This is a genomic window from Sulfurimonas sp. (assembly GCF_023228785.1).
Lineage (GTDB): Bacteria > Campylobacterota > Campylobacteria > Campylobacterales > Sulfurimonadaceae > Sulfurimonas.
Genome location: NZ_JALOAN010000017.1, coordinates 1 through 20,877, shown reverse-complemented (window position 1 = coordinate 20,877; position 20,877 = coordinate 1). Strand labels below are relative to the sequence as shown.

Here is a 20,877-nt window from a genome sequence, read left to right as displayed (position 1 = left end):
TTTTGTAGTGATGAAAAATATCATATTTTATATTTAACAGATGGATTTTTTGATGAGATCTGATGAAGTTTATTTTATCCAAAATGGCTAGGAATGCTTGTAGGTCTCTTTTTTTAAAGGCTGCTATAGTGTCATAGCTTTCTAGGAAGATACACTTAAGAGTTTTTTCGATAAAATCTCTTGAAATTATAAAAAAAGAAGATCAAATGAAATTTTTTTTACCGATACTTTGTTTACCTCTTTTTCTCTACTCTTACACACTAAATGAGTTGCTAGATCTCTCTCATAGCAACAAAGTTGTAAAGTCAGCAGAACATACATTGGCGTCTAAAGAACTACTCTATGAAAGTTCTAAAGATTCATATCTTCCTACCATAGACATAGGAGCTAACTTTCAAAATGCTTCTAAAGAGACACCTGCCGTTGCCCAAAACACACTTAAGCTTCAAGCATCCGTAAAATACACACTCTACGATGGCAATAAAAAAAATAACTTGTATAAACAACTTGAATCTTCCATAGACTCTAGTAAAAGCAATGTTGAAGCGACTAAAAATTCCATCTCACTAGATGTTACAAGACTCTATTTTGAGTATCTTGGACTTGAGGCTGATAAAGAAGCAACCACTCAGGCGATAGAGCAGTTAAAAGAAGAACTCAAACGAGTTGAATTTTTTTATGAAGCTGGGACAATCACAAAAGATGAAGTTGCAAAAATCGACTCAAGGGTAAAAAACACTCTTGTTTTACTTCAAGAGATAGAGCTAAAGAGCCTAAGAGTTCTACACACTTTAGAGTATTATGTATCTCAAAAAGTTGAGAATCTTGATGGCACTACAACTATAAAATTGCCTACAGTCGAAGAAAAAGTTTTAAGAGCAGATATAAAAGCTCTAGAACAAGAAGCGATTTCAATAAGACATGAAGCTACTATAGAAAAAAGTCAAAATAGACCCTTGGTTTATCTAGATGATACATTTACTCACAGCGATTATTATTTTGATAACGAATCTTTAAAAAGTAGCTTTTTAGTGGAAAATCAAAACATCGCCATGGTAAATATGACATGGAATATTTTTGACTTTGGAGCTAGAACTAAAGCGTACGAGTCTAAACTCCAAGAGTATTTGAGCAAAAAATCATTAGTTGAGTATGAAAAAGACAAAGCAAGTGTCGAGTACAGATTGGCTAAAAAATCACTCGCAATTGCACAAGAAAAAGTGAAGTCAACAAGAGCAGTTGCCGAGGCTGCATCTTTAGCGTTTAAACTTATAAAGTTTAAGTACGAAAACCAGACTATAGACAATGTTGCTTATCTTTTGGCACTTAGCGAGAAGTACAATGCACAAAGAGATAGCAAAAGAGCTCTTTATGAGCTTGAGATTCGAAAAGCAGAGTTAATTTATTTTAGTGGAAAAGACATTAAGGAGTTTTTATAGATGAAAAATTTAGTATTTTTAACAGTGGTTTTATCTCTGTTCTTAGTTGGTTGTAATGATGAGAAAAAAAATCCTCAAGATGTTCCTAAAGCAGCCCAGAAGCCACCTTTATCGGTAGAAGTATATACCGTTAAATTTGAAAAAGCTCCTTTGATTAACAATTATTCTACGCTTCTTAAACCTTTTAACGAAGTTGATATAGTTGCGCGAGTAAGCGGGATTCTAATGAGTAAGAATTTTGATGAGGGTGCTTATGTAAAAAAAGGTGACACTCTCTATGAGATCCAAAAAGATGAATATGCGGCGACTCTAAACGAAGCAAAAGCCTCTCTTTTAAAAGCCGAGGCAAATTTCAACAAAGCTCAAAAAGAGTGGGATCGCAATGAGTATCTTTTTAAAAACAATGCGATCTCAGCGGTGATGCGTGATGACCTTTTTTACACTTTTGAAGATGCAAAAGCAGAAGTGACAAAAGCAAAAGCAGTGCTTCAAAACGCCCAAATAAAGTTTGACTATACAACTATAAAAGCATCTATTAGCGGTAATATCGGGATGAGTAACAGCGATGTTGGATCTTACATAGATGTTGGTGAAGATAGTGCTATGTTAGCAACGATTACAGCACAAGATCCAATATATGCTGAATTTTCTCTACCAAGTGGTGATGTCACAAAGTATATTTCTCAGATAAAAAATGGTTCAAAAGTTATACTCAGTGTTAATACAAAAGAGTATATGGGAGAGATTGATTTTATCTCACCAAAGATAGATGCACAGACTGATACTCTCAAGCTTAGAGCAAAGTTGCAAAACAAAGATAATGAGCTAATAGTGGGCTCTTATGCAGAGATTCAAATAGATGGATTAAGTTATGATCGTATTGCAAAAGTACCTCAAGAAGCTCTTATTAAAACGCAAGATGCAACGGTTGTCTATATTGTTAAAGATGGAACTATCTCCATGAGACCTATCAAGAGCCTGCAAGTGCAAGATGGCATCGCTTATGTCCAAGAGAATATTGAAGAGGGTGAAAAGATTGTTATAACCAATATCGCAAAACTGAGACCAAACTCAAAAGTTACTATCGTGAAGGGTAACTAAAATGTTTTCTAATTTTTTTATAAAAAGACCTGTTTTTGCATCTGTTATCTCGATTCTTATCGTTTTAGCTGGTGTAATTTCAATGCGTGCTCTGCCTATTGGAGAGTATCCTAGGGTCATTCCGCCACAGATTGTAGTTACTGCTACTTATCAAGGAGCAAGTGCGGAGACTATATCAAAGACAGTTGCAGCTCCTCTTGAAGAGCAGATAAATGGCGCTAAAGATATGCTCTATATGAACTCAATCTCTGCTGATAATGGTACGCTTACTATCAGTATATTTTTTGAAGTTGGAACAAATCCCGATGATGCGAAGATAGATGTAAACAATCGTGTTCAAGCAGCTCTTTCAAGACTTCCTGAACAAGTTAAAAGACAGGGTGTTAGAGTTCACGAGAGATCTCCAGATATGCTTCAGGTTATAATCCTACACTCACCAAAACAGTCCCGAGATGTTAGCTTTTTATCAAACTATGCTCTTTTAAATATTGTAGATGATTTAAAGAGAGTTAGGGGGATTGGAGATGTAGTTATCTACGGTGCAAAAGATTACTCAATGAGAATCTGGATAGACCCGTCAAAACTTAAAAAGTACTCTCTTACTGTAAATGATCTAGTTGTCTCCATCAGAGAGCAAAATGAACAATATGCTGCTGGAAAACTCTCAGCAGATCCCATCTCAAACAAAGAGATGTTTACATACACCATCGAGACTCCCCAAAGACTTAGTGAGCCATCACAATTCTCTGAGATTATCATAAAAGCCAATGAAGACGGAAGTTCACTAAAACTCAAAGATGTAGCAACTATAGAACTTGGATCTCAAACTTATGATAGAGAAAATAAGCTCAACAACTCTCCTGCTGTACCAATTGCCATATTTTTACAAAGTGGTGCAAATGCTATAGAGACAGCAAAAGAAGTTCGTAAAGTGATAGACACGATAAGTAAAGACTTTGTTGAAGATGTGGACTACACTATTCCTTATGATATTACTGACTTTGTTGAAATTTCTATAAATGAGGTTATTAAAACTTTTATAGAAGCTATTATCTTGGTTGCTCTTATCATATTTTTGTTTCTGCAAAATGTTAGAGCTACGCTTATCCCGCTTTTAGCCGTTCCTGTATCTATTATCGGTGCTTTTGCAGGTATGTATGTGCTAGGCTTTAGTATCAACCTACTTACTCTTTTTGGGCTTGTTTTAGCCATCGGAATAGTTGTTGATGATGCGATTATTGTTATAGAAAATGTTGAGAGGCATATAAAAGAGGGACTAACACCAAAAGATGCTTCCATAAAAGCCATGCAAGAAGTCTCTGGTGCTTTAATCGCCATAGTTTTAGTGCTCTCAGCGGTTTTCCTTCCAGTTGCCTTTTTAGGAGGTCTTAGTGGGGAGATGTATAGACAGTTTGCTGTTACCATCGTTATATCTCTTGCTATTTCAGGGCTTGTTGCACTTACTCTAACACCTGCACTTTGTGCTTTAGTGCTAAAACCAACACATAAAGAGCCAAAATATTTCTTCAAATGGTTTAACAACTTTTTTGAAGCGGCTACAAGAGGTTATTCAAACGCCTTAAAACTCACTATACGCTACGCTTTTTTAAGCATGTTACTTTTTGGTGGGCTTATATATATAACTTTTGATATGTTTACAAGTCTAAAAACAGGACTTGTACCGATCGAAGATAAAGGGACTGTTTTTGTATTTAGTTACAACCCTCCAGCAGCATCACTTAGTAGAACAGAGGCACTAGCCGAGGAGATCTATAACATAGCTTCTAAAGATGAACAAAATATAAAAAATATCGTGCAGTTTATAGGAATCGATTTTTCAACATTTTCAAATAGAACAAATGCGGCAGCTACTATTTTAAAACTTCAAGATTGGGATCAAAGAGAAGGTCCAACTCAAAGTGCAGCATACATTGCATCAAACATAAGCAAAGAACTCTCACAAACAAGTGATGGTTTCTCTTTTGGGATAGTCCCTCCTCCAATCAGAGGGATGGGGATATCTGGTGGGTTTGAGATGTATGTTCAAAACAAAACTGGCGCAGATCTCCAAGAGTTGCAAATGTATGTTAATGAAATCATTCAAAAGGCAAATGAAAGACCTGAGCTTATGGGAGTTAGAACTACACTAAATACCTCTATCCCTAAGTATAAAATAGAAGTAGATACTGCAAAAGCAAAAGCAAAAGGTGTAAACATTGATGAGATCTACCAGACAATCAATGCAACTTTTGGAAGTTTCTATGTAAATGATTTTAATCTCTTAGGTAGAACTTATATGGTAAATATGCAAGCTAATGAATCCTTTAGAAAGAAGCCTCAAGATTTAGAGAAAATCTTTGTCAGAAGTGAAAAAGGAGAGATGATAGCTCTTAGCTCACTCGTCTCACTAGAACAGAGTTTTGGTGCAGATCTAGTAGAGAGATTTAACCTATTTACCGCTGCAAAAGTCTCAGGTCAGGCAACTCTAGGATATAGTTCAGGAGACGCTTTGAGAGTTATAGAAGAAGTCTCAAACGAAGTTCTACCAGAAGGCTATAGTATTAGTTGGATAGGAACTGCATATCAAGAGAAGCAGATCTCAAGTGCTGGAAATCTTGCATTTATCTTTGGTATCATCTTTTTATACCTAATACTTGCAGCTCAATATGAGAGATGGCTTATGCCAATAGCAGTTATCTTGTCTGTTCCATTTGCTATCTTTGGGGCTGTTGTTGCCAACCATTTAAGAGGACTTGAAAATGATATCTACTTCCAGATAGGGATACTTGTTCTTGCAGGACTTAGTGCTAAAAATGCTATCTTGATAGTTGAATTTGCGATGCAAAAAAGAAAGCAAGGGATGAAACTTGTTGATGCTGTGCTTGATGCTGCAAGAGTTCGTCTGCGTCCAATTATCATGACTTCTTTAGCTTTTACTATAGGGGTTATTCCTTTAGCTATTAGTAGTGGTGCAGGAGCGGCAAGTCGTCACTCTATAGGAACAGGCGTCATCGGTGGAATGTTAGCAGCAACATTTTTAGCGATACTCTTTATCCCTCTTTTTTATATCTTAGTCTCAAAGATAAGAAATAAAGATGAAGACAAAGAAAAAGATATAAAGAGTTAGATCTAGTGCCACACTCCCTCAAGGGAGTAGGCACAATATAGATACTTTAAAATGTAGCTTTAATCAGCAAATCAACCTGATCGCGCACACACATAAATACCATACATGGCATTTCGATGCCATAATCACTCATTAAGATCATTGAAGAAGCATCAATTACTAAGCTCCCTTCTAGAGTGGTTATTTTAGCATTTGCACTCAACTCTTTTTTTTCACCGTGAAAATCAAGTATGCCATTTATAGTATAACTATCTTCTTCATCGATTTTTACAACATCTGTTATAGTGTATGTAGCAATTTCAAATTTATCTGTTTGAAGCTCCTCATACATGCTCTTATCTCTATCGCTTTTATCACTAGTAAAGAGAGTCATCTCAACCCAGAATTTACCCCTTATAGTAGTAATATCATTATTCTCTATAGCTATACTAGCATTAAGATGATTATTTATCGGATCAATATTATTGTCCATAAGCATCTCTGTATGTGCAGCCACATAACCACTCTTTAGTTCCAGATCAAGTGCTAATAGCGGAAAAGCCAAAAGCAGTATCATTAATATCTTTTTCATCATAAATCCTCATTATATAAATTAACTCAATTCTAGCATATATCTTATTTTAATATATAACCTCTAAAAGTGCAACTGTCAAACCAAGACCAGATGCTATCCAGCCGACAAAAATCATCATAAAGGCAAGCTTATAGATGTTTGCTTCTTTGCTCAAAGTCGTAAAAACCACAACGTTATAGTACGAGATTGTAAAAGGATAAAGCATAGCTAGTGCAAGAGTCCACCCAGAGTATGAGAGCATATAGCTCCCAATAAAGATGACCGCTATAAAAATATGTTTCTTTATTTTTGAGATCTTAAGATAGTAAGCAGCCGCAAGACCCAAAAGATGAAATGCTATGATTGTATAAGTGTGTGTTGACCAGATTCCCAAATCTGCATGTCTTGATAGAGTTTCAAAAAGATTGGAGTCTAAAAATATCCATAACATCAAAGGCAGATACTGTAAATATGGATGTGAAACCTCTTTAGAATCTGCTTCAACCCTATAATCTCTAAGCATAAATGCACTAAAAAGCGCAATTAGGGTAAATAAAACAGCCATAAAAGTTCTGTGTTGGGCATCATACGTAAAAAAGTAAGTACCTATCGTATAAGCAATAGCAAGTGCAAAAAGGAGCTCTCTTTGTTGCTTTACTTTAAAGAGGTAAATTCCCAAAGGAGCCATAATACCTACTGAAATACCTAATAAAAAAAGAGTGAAGATATTGTATTGAGGATAGATAAAGGACAATATTAATTGCAGGCTTAAGGCAATTGTTATCTTATGTATAGGCTTACGAACTCTTCCCCAAGATACTCCGCCTGCGATAGTTCCAAAAATACCTCCCACAAACATAGGAAAAAGCGTTATTAAATCGGAGTTATAGTATTCAACTACTCCTGTTTGAACTATTAAAAGATAGTAACATAACTCAAATCCAAGAAGTAAAACAAGAGCTAAAGAGTGAATCATAAGCGGCTTCTAAAAACAAGGTATATAAGAGCATAAAAAATATCATAAAAACCTACAATAAGCCCCAAAGCATCTATTGTCCCTAAATAAAATAGAGAGAAAAAGATGGTGCCTGTAATCAGGCGGGCGATAGAGGTATAGTATGCCAAAAAATGTGCCTCTTTGGTTATCCCAGCCAGATGTAAAATACCGACAAAACCCATAAAACCAAAAACAAGGTAGTAGTATGGAGTGAAAGATAGCCCTAAAAACTCAAACAGCACAGGCGCAGAGATAAAGAGTAAAAGCGCACCCAAACCATCCGACATAAAGCCGTTTATATGATACAACTCAAGCAAAGACGGCTTTGCAATTTTTATCTTTTTTATAATGAAATAAATTAGTCCCCCAACTGCTACTACTCCGCCAAAGAGGCGAATCCACCACATAGAGATTACATCAACTGCGAAAACTCCAGCTTCTCCAAAGCCTGCAAGAGAGAGCGCTACAAAGATAACTCCTATAACAAAAAGCCAAAAGTGCATAAACTTATCCGGCAATTTGTAAAAATACTTCAAGATGCTAAGAGACATAAAAAATATACCTACCCCGATAGCAACATGAGCATGCGCAATAATCAAATCATTTCTGTGAAACGGCCAGCGTATCTCGGGAATAAACAGTATATTTCCCTGAATCATTACAAACAAAAACGCCCAAATGGAGATTATAAGATAAGGTGTCTGCTTAAAAGTTATCTCTGCATCTCTGCACCACTTAATCAAAAGCGGAGCATAAGCAAATGTCAACCATTGATAAACCCACTCCTCCCCGTACGAGAGTTCACCTCTAAATATTCGAGTACCCACAGAGAGCGCATATCCGGCAAGAGGAATTATCCAAAAAAGGTGCCATTTTGGGGTAAAACTCTCTTTTGCATGTAGCTTTATCATAAGATAAAAAAGTGGAATAAGCGTAAAACTCATCCCTAAGGTATTGTCTCCATGAGGTCCGATTAATGTTTTTTCAACCTGTCCGAAAGTGGGGTTCATTAAGACCAGAAGCGATATAGGAGCAACAAATAGAAGCGTTTTGGAGACTTTTACCCATAACGGCGTAATCGTATAATGCTTTATTGTTTTAAATATGGCAACTATATAAAAAATTCCAGAAGCTGCAAGTATAAAATTTAACTCATAAGCAAAATCATAAAAAGGCAAGCCCCTTTGAACCCCGAGTAAAATAGAGACAACAGCCATAAAAAGAAATAGATGCCACAATAAAAAGTAGTTTTTAAGTGGCTCTACTGCTTGGCTTAAATCAAGCTTGTCTTTTGCAAAAAGTGCAAAAGGAAGCAGCGACAATGCAAGCATTATAGGACCATAAAGCATTAGAGTAATATGCAGAGAACGGGTAGTTGAAGCATTTAAAAGTGTAGAGTCCAAAAGTGGAAAGCCCAACATCTGCGCCCCATAGATAGTCCCTGCTATAATAGAGAGTAAAAATATAAAAGCCCAAATAGGCATAACCGAATCTACTAATTTATAAAATTTGTCCATCTTTTAACCTGATTATTTGAGTTGCATAGTTCTCTATCCGCATATCATGAGATGCGACTACTACTGTAGTGCCATTTTTTAGAGCATCTGCTAAAAGTCCATAAACTATTGTTGAGTTTTTTGAATCCAAACTGCCTGTCGGCTCATCTGCAAATATAATCTTTGGCTCATTAACAAGCGCTCTTGCAAGAGCCACACGCTGTCTTTGTCCGCCAGAAATCTCATTTGGATAACGCGCTGAGAGTTCCAAAATACCGAGTTTCTTAAGCATTTTTTTTATATTGTGCTTTTTATCTTCTAGTGCGGCTAATGCTATGTTTTCATATACACTTAGATAATTTATAAGATAGTGAAACTGAAAAACAAACCCTACCTTACTTTGGCGAAAATAATCTATATTTTTAATTTTATCAACCGACTCATCATCTATCAAAAGCTCTCCGCTTGATGGCTTTAAAAGAGTTGAGAGAACAGAGAGAAGTGTTGATTTTCCACTTCCACTTTCTCCGCTTAAAAATAAAAACTCACCGCCCTTAATCTCAAACGAGAGATCAAAAAGAACCTGCTCCTCACCGTAAAAATGTGAAATATGTGATGCTTTTATCATGCACATCCTTGATTTATCAGAAGTATCGGGTCTGTTTTGGAAGCTATCCAAGCCGGTACAAGCGAGCCCAGAAGGGCCATAAAAAGTGTTGAAGCCAGAACATAGATGGCAGTAGAGAGCGAAAGAGTGCCATTTACATACCCCTGAAGTATCTCTATATGTGGTAGCATTGCCAAGATGCCAAGACTTAAAAGAAGTGCAAATAAATAAGCAGAAATACTCATTATAAACGTCTCAAAAAAGAGATTTTTAATAATAAAAAATCTACTTTTACCAAGTGCACGCATTATCCCAAACTCCTCTTTGCGTGAGTTAACAATCATGCTCATAACCGAAGCAATCCCCATTAGCCCCATAGCAAACGCGAGTGTCGAGATTACAAGGGATGAGTTCTCAATAATCTTGAACTGGTTATACTCTTTTACAAAGTTTTCTGTAGTCTTTACCTCTACCTCATCATCAAAAAGAGAAATTTGCTTAGCAATATTATCTGTATTGTTTGGTGAATCAGAGGTGACTAAAATAAAAGATGCTGAACGATTAAAAAGTCGACCAGCATCCTCTATATTCATAACAACCCCACCCTCTTCAAAGCCTATTTCGCTACTAAAGATACCTGAAATTTTAAAACGCTTGTTCCCTATGTTTACACTTCTAGTTGCAAACTGTTTAGCCAGATTTGCTCCCAAAATAACTTCACCATCCTTTGGATATTCTCCTTCTGATAGCTTATAGTGTGAAAAATGATTTGCGGTTGTGCCGTAAATTCCAGCTATTGGAATATGCCCTATTGGAGAAGCTCCGACTATCATGCCGTAGCTTGAATCCACACTCTTTAGTTTATCTATCTTTTTAATTAAACCAATATCAACATTTGAAAAAAAGGTATCTGAAATACCTTTTTGAGTAATGATAATATCTCCATCAGTTTTTATCATCTTCGAGTACATCCCAATTACACCCTGAGATACCGAACTAATAAGAAAAATAGCCATTACCGCGATGGTAATGGATGAAAATATTAAAAGGCTTTTAAAGGGGTTTTTTCTGAGTGCTTTTAGCGATATCATTTCTCAATCGCTGTTTTTAACTCTTGTTTTGAAGAGATAAAAGATATCTCTTTGATTTTTGAATCCTCTATATAAAGTAGTGTGATTTTTTCCTCTTTGTTTGGAACTACATTTTGAAACTTATCACCATAATGCAAGTAGATAAGATGTTTATATTTTTGAAGTTTTGGCAAAGCAAACATACTTGTAATAATAGAGGGCATTTTGTTTATGTCTGCAATAAATATAGAGTTATGTTTAAGAAGATAAAACTCGTTTTGAGTATCAAGATACTCATTGATTAAGGCTCCAGTATCTTTATCAAAAGCAACCATTACCAACTTTGTTTTTTGTGGTATCTTCATCTGACGACCTGTAGGCGTCTCATACTTAAAGTTGTCTAGCGTATTCAGAGGAGAATCTATTTTAAGAGAATCCGCACCTAACAAAGCAACACTCATAGTTAAAACTACTAAAAATTTATTCATTTTTATTCCTTAAGTTATAAAAATAAATTATACTACCATTATGTTAATTAATGGTAAAAATTGGAATTTCGGATGAAACTTTATATCTAATGTTAACACCCCAATATCCAATCCCCCTACAGACATAAAGAAGTGTGTCTTTATGTCTGTAGAGTCCAGATATATAAGGTTGGAAATACTTAACAACAATGCTAAAGGGGTATATCTGACCACCATGAGTATGCCCACTTAACTGAATATCTATACGAAAATTATCTATAAGTGAGATATCTTTTGGCTGATGAGTAAGCAGTATTGTTGATAAGGCAGGATTGAGTTTTGAAAAAAGTTCTTTTATGGGTCTCTTAATTCCACGTATAAAGCTATATCTATCACTAAGTCCAACTAGCTGCAAAAGAGAGCCCTTTATCTTCAACTCTACTATTTTATTATCAAGACAGATAATTCCACTCTCTTGCATTAGAGTTTTAAGATCTTTTAGACCATAAAAAACATCATGATTTCCACTCACATAGTATGATGGTACTTTAAGCTCTCTAAAGCATCTCAGTTGCTCTCTTACTTTCAAAGCAGAAGTTTGAAGTATATCTCCACTAAAAAGAATAAGATCAGGGTTTATCTTGTTTATTTTTTCTACAAGAGATCTAAGATAATCAACCTTTACACTTTTGCCAAGATGAAGATCAGATAGTTGAACTATGCGCAATCCATTTAACGCAGTGCAAAAAGTATCACTTTTTAATGCAATTTCGTCGAATGGAAAGTGCTTCCAACCGACCTGCAAAGACACTCTACTCCAACCTAGTCGGCAAAATAATTTTTAACATGTTCTATCCATGCATCAAGAGCAGGCTTTATAGCTTCTAGGTCCAAAACATCAGCACTTAACACAACTTTTTTATCTTTTATTATATTCATACTTTCAATCAATACTTTATCTGTTGCAGAATCAACAATGCGCTTTTCACCTAATATTCTTACATTTTCATCCATGTAGGAGTTGTAGGATGTTACGGTAATATCCATCGCTATTGGAGAAAATTGATTCCATTTTTTGTCATCAAAGTGAACCTCAACTGCCGATACTGCCGACTCAAATATTAGTGTATCTGTACCTTTTTTCTCTACTATCTTGTATTTAGTGCTTTTTTGAATCTCTCTTTTATATCCTTCGTCTAAGTAGTTTGAAATCTCTTTGTAGAATCTCTTTTGTGAAACTGTTTGCTGTTGAAGCGGAATCGCAGATACAACTAAAGCCGGAGCAATTAAAATAGTTTTATACTTTGAGAGGTCAACCTTCTCTACACTCTTTGAAGCACTATAGTCATTTTGACTTTTAAGTTGCGTATAGTCTTTAAAAAAACCGCTATTTTTGGCATCTGTTCTCTTACCTGCACAACCATTCATTAAAAACATTATTCCAAGAATAACCGTGCCCAATATTATTTGTAATCTCAATTTAATCCTTTGTCGGCAAATTGCCTATTATAATTTTCACAAGAAGTTCTTGTAAATTATCAAAACTACCTACAGCTTAAGCTAGGCTCAGCTTATGTCGAAAATTATACCACCACTTTCAAAAATATGGTTGAAGATTACAAGCCTAGTTCCACACACCCTCTAAAATATAAGCACAATATGGGCACTTACCATTTTCATCAAGCTCATTTGTGACAAATTGCCCAATATTTCCACTTCTATCAATAACTCTATTTTTACAACTTGGGCAATATGTAGACTCAAAATCCCCATTATCAACATTGCCGATATAGAGATACTTTAACCCCTCTTCTTGACCTATCTTGTAAGCACGAAGAAGAGTTGACTCTGGAGTGCGAGGGATATCTAGCATTTTATAAGTTGGATGAAATGCTGAGAGATGCCACGGGATGGTTCTATCAAGGCTTGCTATAAATTTTGCTATATCTCTTATCTCCTCATCAGAGTCATTTTTATCAGGAATGAGAAGCGTTGTTATCTCTATCCAGATACCTTTTTCATGAGCATACTTTACCGCTTCAAGCACAGGCTTTAGACTTGCCCCACAGATCTCTTTGTAAAACTTTTCTCTAAAAGATTTGATATCTATGTTCATCCCATCTATATAAGGCTCAAGCAGATCTATAGCTTTTTTTGTCTCATAACCACTTGTGACATAGATGTTTTTTATCCCCTTTGCGTGTGCTAGTTTTGCGGTGTCATAGGTATATTCAAAAAATACAATCGGCTCGTTATAGGTGTAAGCGATGGATTCACAACTATGTTCAAGTGCAGCTTCTACGATTTTTTGTGGAGGAAATTCACGACCTGCTATCTTGTGAGGTGGCTCTTTTGGATATTGAGAGATATCGAAGTTTTGACAAAATTGGCAGGAGAGATTGCATCCTACTGTTCCTACTGAGAAGACTCTAGTTTTTGGCAAAAAGTGAAACATCGGCTTTTTCTCTACTGGATCTACATTTACAGCAGCAGCTAACCCGTAAACCAGGAGTTTCAGCTCCCCACCTAGAACTTGTCTAACTCCACAAACACCATACTCACCCTCATCAAGCTTACAAACATGAGCACAAGCCTGACACAAGATCTTCCCACTTTCTAACTTCTTACTAAGCCATGCTGTTTGTGACATTTTTTGCTCCTTTATCTCAATAAATCAGCGGAACGAAGGTAAAGCCATAGTGCTCATTAGCATCAAAGCTCCCATCCTCTTTTTTAATGATCTCAAAAATCGAACTTCGTATCGGGATGATAAGTTTTCCACCAACCCTTAACTGCTCTATTAACTCATATGGAAGTTCAGCCGCAGCTGCAGAGACTAAGATGCGGTCAAATTCCTCATCTGGGATACCTAGTTCATCCCCAGCTTCTACTATCTTAGCATTTTTAAATTTGTACTTTTTTAGGTTTGTGTTTCCAAACTTCACAAGCTCACCAACTCTCTCAACTCCTACTACGGAGCCACTCTCTCCCACAATATAAGCCAAAAGTGCCGTTGTCCATCCAGAGCCACTTCCTATATCTAAAATCTTATCCGCCTCATTTGGCGAGAGCATCTCAAGCATCATAGCTACAGTTCTAGGTTGAGAGATTGTCTGTCCGTTGCCTATACTAAGAGGATAATCCTCATAAATATTTTTAGAATACCTATCAACTACAAAATCAGCTCTATTGATATTTCTAAAAGCTTCTATAACTCTGTTAGAGCGAAGTGTCCCGACATTTACAAGATAGTCAACCATTCTGTTATTTGCTGCTTTAAAATCTCTCTCAAGCATATTCTCTCCTTACAAATTATAAATATTTTATGAAATAATCCCCAAAACAATATATGGAACAAGATTAAATAAGAAAACCGATAGCTTCCAAAATGCCATCGCACTGTAGTGAATAGAGTCAAATTTTTCATATGATATTTTAAACCATCTGCTGTGTAGGTTGTAGATAAATTCATGAGCCACTACAAACATTGCAAACCATATCAAAAGTATAGAGATGTTGATAAGAGAGCACCAAAGTAAGAATGATTGTAAAAGTATTAAATCCATTTTTTATCCTTGCGTAACAACTTGATTAACATGGAACTATTGTATAGAGATATTTCTTAAGAGAGACTTGGGGATGTTTATAGACTAGTAGTATGATAGTGGTGGACAGTGAGGGATTCGAACCCTCGGTAAGTTACCCTACACTACCTTTCCAAGGTAGCGGATTCGGCCACTCTCCCAACTGTCCACATTTAAAAGAGTGTGATTTTACCTTTATGTTACTAAATCTACTCTAAAGACTTATATTTTAACAATTTTCTCACAACAAAACCAAAGTAAAAAATAAGCTAAAGCATAGTAACTGTGATGTAAAATGAGTAAAAGTATATTTTTGGAGTACAAATGATGGACAATTTCTCTATTCTTGCTGTGGATGATGAACCTTTCAATCTCGACTTAATAGAAGCCGCATTTTTGGAGTACACAAATGTCAAAATCACAAACGCTGTAAATGCACAAGAAGCCTTAGATCTATTGGAACAAAAGAAGTTTGATGTAGTTCTTCTAGATATAAGTATGCCTATGATGGATGGCATGGAAGCTCTAAAAATTATAAAACAAAATCCAAAATTAAAACTACTTCCTATACTTATGGTAACTGCAAACACAGAGAGAGAAAGCGAGGCACTAAAACTAGGTGCTAGCGACTTTATAAGCAAGCCTTACGATATAGAAGTCCTCTGTGCTAGAACTCTAAACTATGCAAAACTAAATCGCTATCATGAACAGATAATCAACCAAACCGAGATCTTGGAAAAACAGGTACAACTTAGAACCATTGAGCTTCAAGAAGCTCTAAAACTCTCCAAAGAGACTGAGTATGAGATCTCCATAAGACTTGGTCGTGCTAGTGAATTTAGAGACTTGGAAACTGGTGGACATATAAAGCGTATGAGCCTTTACTCTGAGCTTTTAGCTAGACTTTATGGCTTAGATAAAGAAGAGAGTGAGCTTGTGCTTTATGCTGCACCACTTCATGATATTGGCAAAGTTGGGATCCCTGACAAGATCTTACTAAAGCCTGGTAGATTTGAGCCTCATGAGTTTGAGATTATGAAGCAACACTCCGTTATTGGGGCTAAGATGCTTGAAGGGGCTGAGAGGTTTCCTGTTATAAATGCAGGTCGCATCATAGCCTTGCAACACCATGAAAAATGGGATGGGACAGGCTATCCAAATGGACTAAGCGGTAAAGATATTCACATCTACGCTAGGATAATTACGGTTGCTGATGTTTTTGACGCACTAAGTTCAAAGAGATGCTACAAAGAAGCTATGGAACTTGAGAAGGTTTTAAGCATAATGAAACAAGATTCAGGCACTCATTTTGATCCACTTCTTATAACACTTTTTTTAAATAATCTAGATGAGTTTTTAAAAATCAAAGAAAAATATAGAGATGAAGATTTTACTGACTGTGATATACGGACTCTTGAGGAAAGACAATGAAGATACTTTTTGTAGATGACAATGAGTTAAACAGAATAGTTTTAAATGACATGATTGAGATTCTCTTTGAAGATGTAAATGTAGAAACGTATGAGAGTGCAAATGATGTTTTAGGGCTTGAGATCTCAAGCTATGATTTGATTTTGAGTGATATTGATATGCCAGAGATAAATGGTTTTGAACTTCACGATATCTTAAGAAAAGAGCACAATTTTTTAAAGCCCATCATAGCTGTAACTGCACTTGCTGTCTCTGGAGATAAAGAGAAAATGCTGATGCATGGATTTAACGACTACATATCCAAGCCCATAGACATGAATGAACTTGAGAGCACTCTGCAAAAATACATCTAAAGGTATATGAAATGACACAAACGCAAATAGATGAGTTGTTGGCTAACTTCCTAATCTCTAAAGAAGACCTTGAATCAAGAGTCGTTTTTTGTGAATTTGCTCATTCTATCTCAAATATAGTTGTTGATGATTTTGTTAAGAACTATCTACTTAAAAATCCTAAACTCTCTATCTACTTAGCTCACACAGATGCAAATAGGCTTATAAAGAACATAAAAGAGTTTATTGCTTTTGTGCTGACTGCTCCCATTGACGAGTCTTATATAGACAGAATCCACTACATAGGCTCTATCCATTTTTCTATAAAACTTGAGCCTCCAAAAGTCGTTCATGGCTTTTTAGCCATAAATGAAGTTTTAAAAAAACTAGCCAAAGTAAATGAGTTTGTAAAGCAGCATATATGTCTCATCAAAAAAATACTTAGACTCGTAGAGTATGTGATGAATGATGGATACTATATACAAAAAAACAAGATCTACACCGACTCTATCCAAAACCTAAAAGGTTTTAATGCACAAAATGAGCTCTACATAGGTTTTGAGTATCACAAGCAAAATATGAAAAAGATAGATAGTATTAAAGACGCCAAAAGTACCATAAAAAATATAGATAACATTCAAGAAGATTCAAAAAAATGTGCTTTTGGAAAGATTTTAGATATTTTAAAAAATGATGAAAAATATGAGTATATCTTAAGCGATAAACTACAAAGTGTCACATCTTTGCATGATGAGTGGCATAAAGAGTTTGTAGCTTTTAAACAAGCTCTAAAAGAAGATGACAAAGAGTTAATGCAAGGCTCTAAAGACAATATCTCAAACATTACACAAGAGTTAAAAGAAGTACTAGACAAATCATTAAACAAGTCCATAGAAGATGGTCATGTAGCCTTAAATGCAGGTATAAAATCTATGAAAAACATTACCGAGCTTTTTCATAAAAAAGAGTATTTTGATGATTTTGATAAGATGTTTAGGAGTGTTTTACAAAAAACTTTTGATGAGTTTCAATGGGCTATTGATGATATTTACATAGATCACAACACGCTAGCAGATGATAGTTACAACATCAAAAAGATGTTAAGACACTCTGCTAAAAACATCTACTTAGGCATAAGACTAAAACAAGACTACGCAAACGATTATGTTTATGAAATGTTAAGTATACTCATAGAAGTTTTAGATCTACACTTTTCTGCAAAAGAGAGAGAAAGCTCACTTATATCTTTTGCTGATAAGGCTGAAAATGCTAACAAATCAAAAGATATCTTTTTAGCAAATATGTCACATGAACTTAGAACTCCACTAAATGCAATAACTGGTTTTTCTCAAATCATAATGATGAAAAAAGATACACCTGATACTATAAAAAACTATGTAGTCAAGATCCATATAGCTGGTAAAAACTTGTTGGATCTTGTAAACACTATCTTAGATTTTGCAAAACTAGAAGCTGGAAAGATGCAGTTTAGTCCTAAACTTAGCAATATTTCAAGTGTTATAAGCGAAGTCTCAACCCTAGTGCAACCTTTAGCACAAGAGAAAAACATTAAACTAAAGATGCCAAATATCGTCTCACTAAACTTATATATAGATGCAAAACTTTTTAAACAAGTTCTTATAAATCTACTAACAAACGCTATAAAGTTTACTAACAATAACGGGAATGTTAGTCTTAATGTTACTTACGATGCAAAAAAACAGATGTATGAATTTGAAGTAAAAGATAGCGGTATAGGTTTATCCACAGAGTCTATTTCAAAACTCTTTCAAGCCTTTTCTCAGATAGATAGTGACTACCAAAAGCTTCAACAAGGTACAGGACTTGGGCTTATGATAAGTAAAAAAATAATCGAAGAACTACATAAAGGCAATATATGGGTTCAGAGCAAACTAGGAGAAGGAAGTAGCTTTTTTGTTAATATGCCAACACCAATGATAGAATCACATACATACAGCATAAGTGAAGCTCCAAAAGATGCAAGAAATGCACTTATTGTAGAAGACTCAACAAGCTATCAAAAAATATTGGCCGAGCATCTTAGAAAAAGTGTAAACCTTACTTTTACAGATACCGTAAACAAAGCAAAAAGTCTACTTCTAAACAACAAGTATGACTTTGTAATTTTAGACTTTTTTCTAACAGATGGTATCAGTTCAGAAGTTTTAGAGTTTATGGAAAAAGAGGGCATTCTTGTATCAACTATAGTAATCTCTGCCGAAGATGAGATTACTATCTCATCATCTCTTTCAGGATCTACAAATCTAGAGGCCATCATAAACAAAAACAACATAGATCAAATCTGTGCATCCATAAAAGGCGAGAATTTTAGTGAGTAATTTTTTAAAGAAAATATTTAAAAACATTATGGTACTTCCAATAATTATCATAACTGTTGTCATATTTTTAGGACTTTTTTATCTAGTTCCACATCTATCAAAAGAACAAGATAAAGAAAATGCATTTTTTGAGGCTCAAAGATTTGCTCAGTATATACAAACCTTTAGAGCCTACTACACAAATGATATACTTACCAAAATAAAAGACCATAGTGACTTAAAAATAGACTTTGACCATAAAGAGCACAATAACACTATTCCTCTACCTGCAACAGTTGTGCATGACTTAGCTAGGCTTTTTACCTCAAAAGCAGATATGAGCGTAAATATGTATAGCGAGTATCCTTTTCCAAATAGAAAAACAAGAGTCTTAGATAAATTTCAAAAAGAATCTTTAAAATTTGTTTTGACATATCCATATAAGCCATATGCTAGAGAAGATTTTGTTGATGGTAGAGTTGTGTATAGAACTGCTTTTGCTGATATGATGTCTGAAAAAGCTTGTGTTGAGTGCCACAACACTCATCCAGATACTTTAAAAAATACATGGAAGCTTGGAGATGCTAGAGGTATTATAGAAGTCACTCTGCCACTCTCTAGTTCTAAAGAATCCGCACAAACACTAACTACAAACATTATCCTCTTTATCTTACTTAACTTTATAGTTTTGACTATCTATTACTTTTTAGTTAACTTCTTTAGAAACAAAAGACTTCAAAATACACATACAAACTTACAAGAGAAATACACTTATAACAACAAGATACTCTCTGAGTATAAAAGAGCTGTTGATATGGGAGCTATTGTAAGTAAAGCCAATAAAAAAGGTGTTATCACTTATATAAATGATGCTTTTATCAAGATCTCGGGCTACACTGAAGATGAACTTCTTGGAAGATCTCACTCTATTGTTAAGCATGAAGATACCCCAAAAGAGGTTTTTAAAGATCTATGGAAAACCATTCTTAGTAAAAAAGTTTGGCAAGGAGATATTAAAAATAGAGCAAAAGATGGAAGTATTTACTATGTTTTTGCAACTATTGTGCCTATACTAAATGACAAAGATGAGATAGAAGAGTTCCTATCTATTCGTTATGACACTACAAACCTCCACAAAGCACTAGATGAAGCAAACGAAGCCGAAAGGTCTAAGGGGCGTTTCTTAGCAAATATGTCGCATGAACTTAGAACTCCACTAAACGCTATTATAGGTTTTTCTCAGATTTTACTAAGACGCAATAACTTAGATGATAAAGACAAAGAGTATATAAAAAAGATAAGACTCTCAGGAGACAATCTTTTAACCCTCGTAAATTCCATACTTGACTTTTCTAAAATGGATGAAAATAAGATGTTAGCTCATCCAAGCGATATAAAGATAAAAGAAACATTCCTAGAAGCTATTGTAATGTGTGAAGCACAGATGATAGAGAAGTCTATAACTCTAAATATGTTTGAAATTGATGAGGATACAACTATCTATGCTGATAAACAACTGCTAAAGCAAGCACTTATAAACATCCTCTCTAACGCTGTAAAATTTTCTAAAGAGAATGGAACCATAGAGATAACCCACAAGGTGAAAGAGTCTAAACATATCTTTGGTATTTGTGATAATGGTGAAGGTATGGATAAAGAAGATGTAGATGCACTCTTTACACCTTTTAAACAGGGTAAAAATGCACGCACTAATGTTATACAAGGCACAGGGCTGGGACTAGCCATAACACACAAGATCATAACAGAGTTACACAGAGGAGAGATCTGGGTTGAGAGCGAGCTAGGTGTAGGAACTTGTTTTTATATTTTGATTTAGTTTCAATACGCTTTAGGTCTAAAATAGTAAGCCCTCAAAGCGAAGGCTAAGAGAGAATTAAAAAAGCTACTAAGCCAGCAAATCACTATAGTCATATTTAGAAGTGTCTAAATAGTGCTTTTTGCCCATACTAATAAATCTACTGTCATCTTCTTTGATCGCTTTTTTAAATTTTTGTTTTAGTTTTTTAAGTTTTTTCTCACTCAAAGAACTCTCTTTAAAGTACTTTTTTAAAGAGATAAGAGTTGGTTTTTCTTCATCAACTTCTATCTCTGCTTCTACAAGTTCTTCACTCTCTATAACTAACTCTTGCTTTGGAATATGCTGTAAAAACTTAGATGATATTGCATTTAACATATTTTTTAACTGTTCATCTTTATCTTTGTAGATCTTCTCTATTCTAATTCTCTCTTGGATTAACATCTGCTCTTTTTGCTCTCTAAGAGATTTTGTTTCCCATTCAAGTTTATCTACTTTTTGTCTGAGTCTCTCATTTT

18 protein-coding genes, 1 tRNA gene and 1 pseudogene are annotated in these 20,877 nt (G+C 35.0%); 7 read left to right on the top strand and 13 right to left on the bottom strand.

Features of this window, described 5'->3' with window-relative positions; translation table 11 throughout:
- Window positions 1-206 precede the first annotated feature (206 nt).
- The 3 genes from M0Q24_RS05925 to M0Q24_RS05915 are packed head-to-tail and all read left to right on the top strand — an operon-like array spanning window position 207 to window position 5,667.
- A complete protein-coding gene (locus M0Q24_RS05925) occupies window positions 207-1,439 on the top strand; it encodes a TolC family protein (RefSeq protein WP_295048413.1) in 1,233 nt (410 codons plus the stop codon).
- Window positions 1,440-2,540: an efflux RND transporter periplasmic adaptor subunit gene (locus M0Q24_RS05920; protein WP_295048412.1), complete on the top strand. Its 1,101-nt coding sequence runs from the start codon at window positions 1,440-1,442 to the stop codon at window positions 2,538-2,540.
- Between the two features lies 1 nt (window position 2,541).
- Window positions 2,542-5,667, top strand: a complete 3,126-nt coding sequence (locus M0Q24_RS05915; RefSeq protein ID WP_295048410.1) for an efflux RND transporter permease subunit — start codon at window positions 2,542-2,544, stop codon at window positions 5,665-5,667.
- Window positions 5,668-5,713: 46 nt separating this feature from the next.
- Here the strand turns inward: M0Q24_RS05915 and M0Q24_RS05910 are convergent, their stop codons facing one another.
- From M0Q24_RS05910 to M0Q24_RS05855, 12 genes are all read right to left on the bottom strand, one after another.
- Entirely contained in the window at window positions 5,714-6,238 is a 525-nt protein-coding gene (locus M0Q24_RS05910; protein ID WP_295048408.1) for a YceI family protein, read from the bottom strand.
- A gap of 49 nt (window positions 6,239-6,287) precedes the next feature.
- Window positions 6,288-7,196, bottom strand: coding sequence for a hypothetical protein (locus tag M0Q24_RS05905; protein ID WP_295048406.1), 909 nt, complete (start codon window positions 7,194-7,196; stop codon window positions 6,288-6,290).
- The gene (locus M0Q24_RS05900; protein WP_295048404.1) at window positions 7,193-8,734 is read right to left on the bottom strand and encodes a hypothetical protein; all 1,542 of its coding nucleotides are present in this window, start codon (window positions 8,732-8,734) and stop codon (window positions 7,193-7,195) included. Before M0Q24_RS05900 ends, M0Q24_RS05905 begins: the two co-directional genes overlap by 4 nt.
- Window positions 8,718-9,341, bottom strand: coding sequence for an ABC transporter ATP-binding protein (locus M0Q24_RS05895; RefSeq protein ID WP_295048402.1), 624 nt, complete (start codon window positions 9,339-9,341; stop codon window positions 8,718-8,720). The genes M0Q24_RS05900 and M0Q24_RS05895 overlap by 17 nt, the downstream gene beginning before the upstream one ends.
- On the bottom strand, window positions 9,338-10,411 hold the full coding sequence (locus M0Q24_RS05890; RefSeq protein WP_295048400.1) for an ABC transporter permease: 1,074 nt from the start codon (window positions 10,409-10,411) through the stop codon (window positions 9,338-9,340). The genes M0Q24_RS05895 and M0Q24_RS05890 overlap by 4 nt, the downstream gene beginning before the upstream one ends.
- The gene (locus tag M0Q24_RS05885; RefSeq protein WP_295048398.1) at window positions 10,408-10,878 is read right to left on the bottom strand and encodes a hypothetical protein; all 471 of its coding nucleotides are present in this window, start codon (window positions 10,876-10,878) and stop codon (window positions 10,408-10,410) included. Before M0Q24_RS05885 ends, M0Q24_RS05890 begins: the two co-directional genes overlap by 4 nt.
- A 43-nt stretch (window positions 10,879-10,921) precedes the next feature.
- A complete protein-coding gene (locus tag M0Q24_RS05880; RefSeq protein ID WP_295048396.1) occupies window positions 10,922-11,662 on the bottom strand; it encodes a metallophosphoesterase in 741 nt (246 codons plus the stop codon).
- Window positions 11,663-11,679: 17 nt separating this feature from the next.
- A complete protein-coding gene (locus tag M0Q24_RS05875; RefSeq protein ID WP_295048394.1) occupies window positions 11,680-12,336 on the bottom strand; it encodes a DUF3313 family protein in 657 nt (218 codons plus the stop codon).
- A gap of 145 nt (window positions 12,337-12,481) precedes the next feature.
- Entirely contained in the window at window positions 12,482-13,507 is a 1,026-nt protein-coding gene (amrS, locus tag M0Q24_RS05870; RefSeq protein WP_295048393.1) for an AmmeMemoRadiSam system radical SAM enzyme, read from the bottom strand.
- A gap of 16 nt (window positions 13,508-13,523) precedes the next feature.
- Window positions 13,524-14,153: a protein-L-isoaspartate O-methyltransferase gene (pcm, locus tag M0Q24_RS05865; RefSeq protein ID WP_295048391.1), complete on the bottom strand. Its 630-nt coding sequence runs from the start codon at window positions 14,151-14,153 to the stop codon at window positions 13,524-13,526.
- Window positions 14,154-14,180: 27 nt separating this feature from the next.
- Window positions 14,181-14,423, bottom strand: a complete 243-nt coding sequence (locus M0Q24_RS05860) for a DUF6868 family protein (RefSeq protein ID WP_295048389.1) — start codon at window positions 14,421-14,423, stop codon at window positions 14,181-14,183.
- 99 nt (window positions 14,424-14,522) lie between these two features.
- Window positions 14,523-14,610, bottom strand: a tRNA-Ser gene (locus tag M0Q24_RS05855).
- A gap of 155 nt (window positions 14,611-14,765) precedes the next feature.
- Between M0Q24_RS05855 and M0Q24_RS05850 the strand changes: the two genes are divergently transcribed.
- From M0Q24_RS05850 to M0Q24_RS05835, 4 genes are read left to right on the top strand one after another with little or no spacing between them, the layout of a single operon-like run.
- The gene (locus tag M0Q24_RS05850) at window positions 14,766-15,872 is read left to right on the top strand and encodes an HD domain-containing phosphohydrolase (protein ID WP_295048387.1); all 1,107 of its coding nucleotides are present in this window, start codon (window positions 14,766-14,768) and stop codon (window positions 15,870-15,872) included.
- Window positions 15,869-16,225: a response regulator gene (locus tag M0Q24_RS05845; protein WP_295048385.1), complete on the top strand. Its 357-nt coding sequence runs from the start codon at window positions 15,869-15,871 to the stop codon at window positions 16,223-16,225. The genes M0Q24_RS05850 and M0Q24_RS05845 overlap by 4 nt, the downstream gene beginning before the upstream one ends.
- 11 nt (window positions 16,226-16,236) lie before the next feature.
- Entirely contained in the window at window positions 16,237-18,564 is a 2,328-nt protein-coding gene (locus M0Q24_RS05840; protein WP_295048383.1) for an ATP-binding protein, read from the top strand.
- On the top strand, window positions 18,557-20,380 hold the full coding sequence (locus M0Q24_RS05835; RefSeq protein ID WP_295048381.1) for an ATP-binding protein: 1,824 nt from the start codon (window positions 18,557-18,559) through the stop codon (window positions 20,378-20,380). Before M0Q24_RS05840 ends, M0Q24_RS05835 begins: the two co-directional genes overlap by 8 nt.
- A 69-nt stretch (window positions 20,381-20,449) precedes the next feature.
- Here the strand turns inward: M0Q24_RS05835 and M0Q24_RS05830 are convergent.
- Window positions 20,450-20,877: pseudogene (locus tag M0Q24_RS05830) on the bottom strand (DNA-binding protein); the annotation flags it as partial.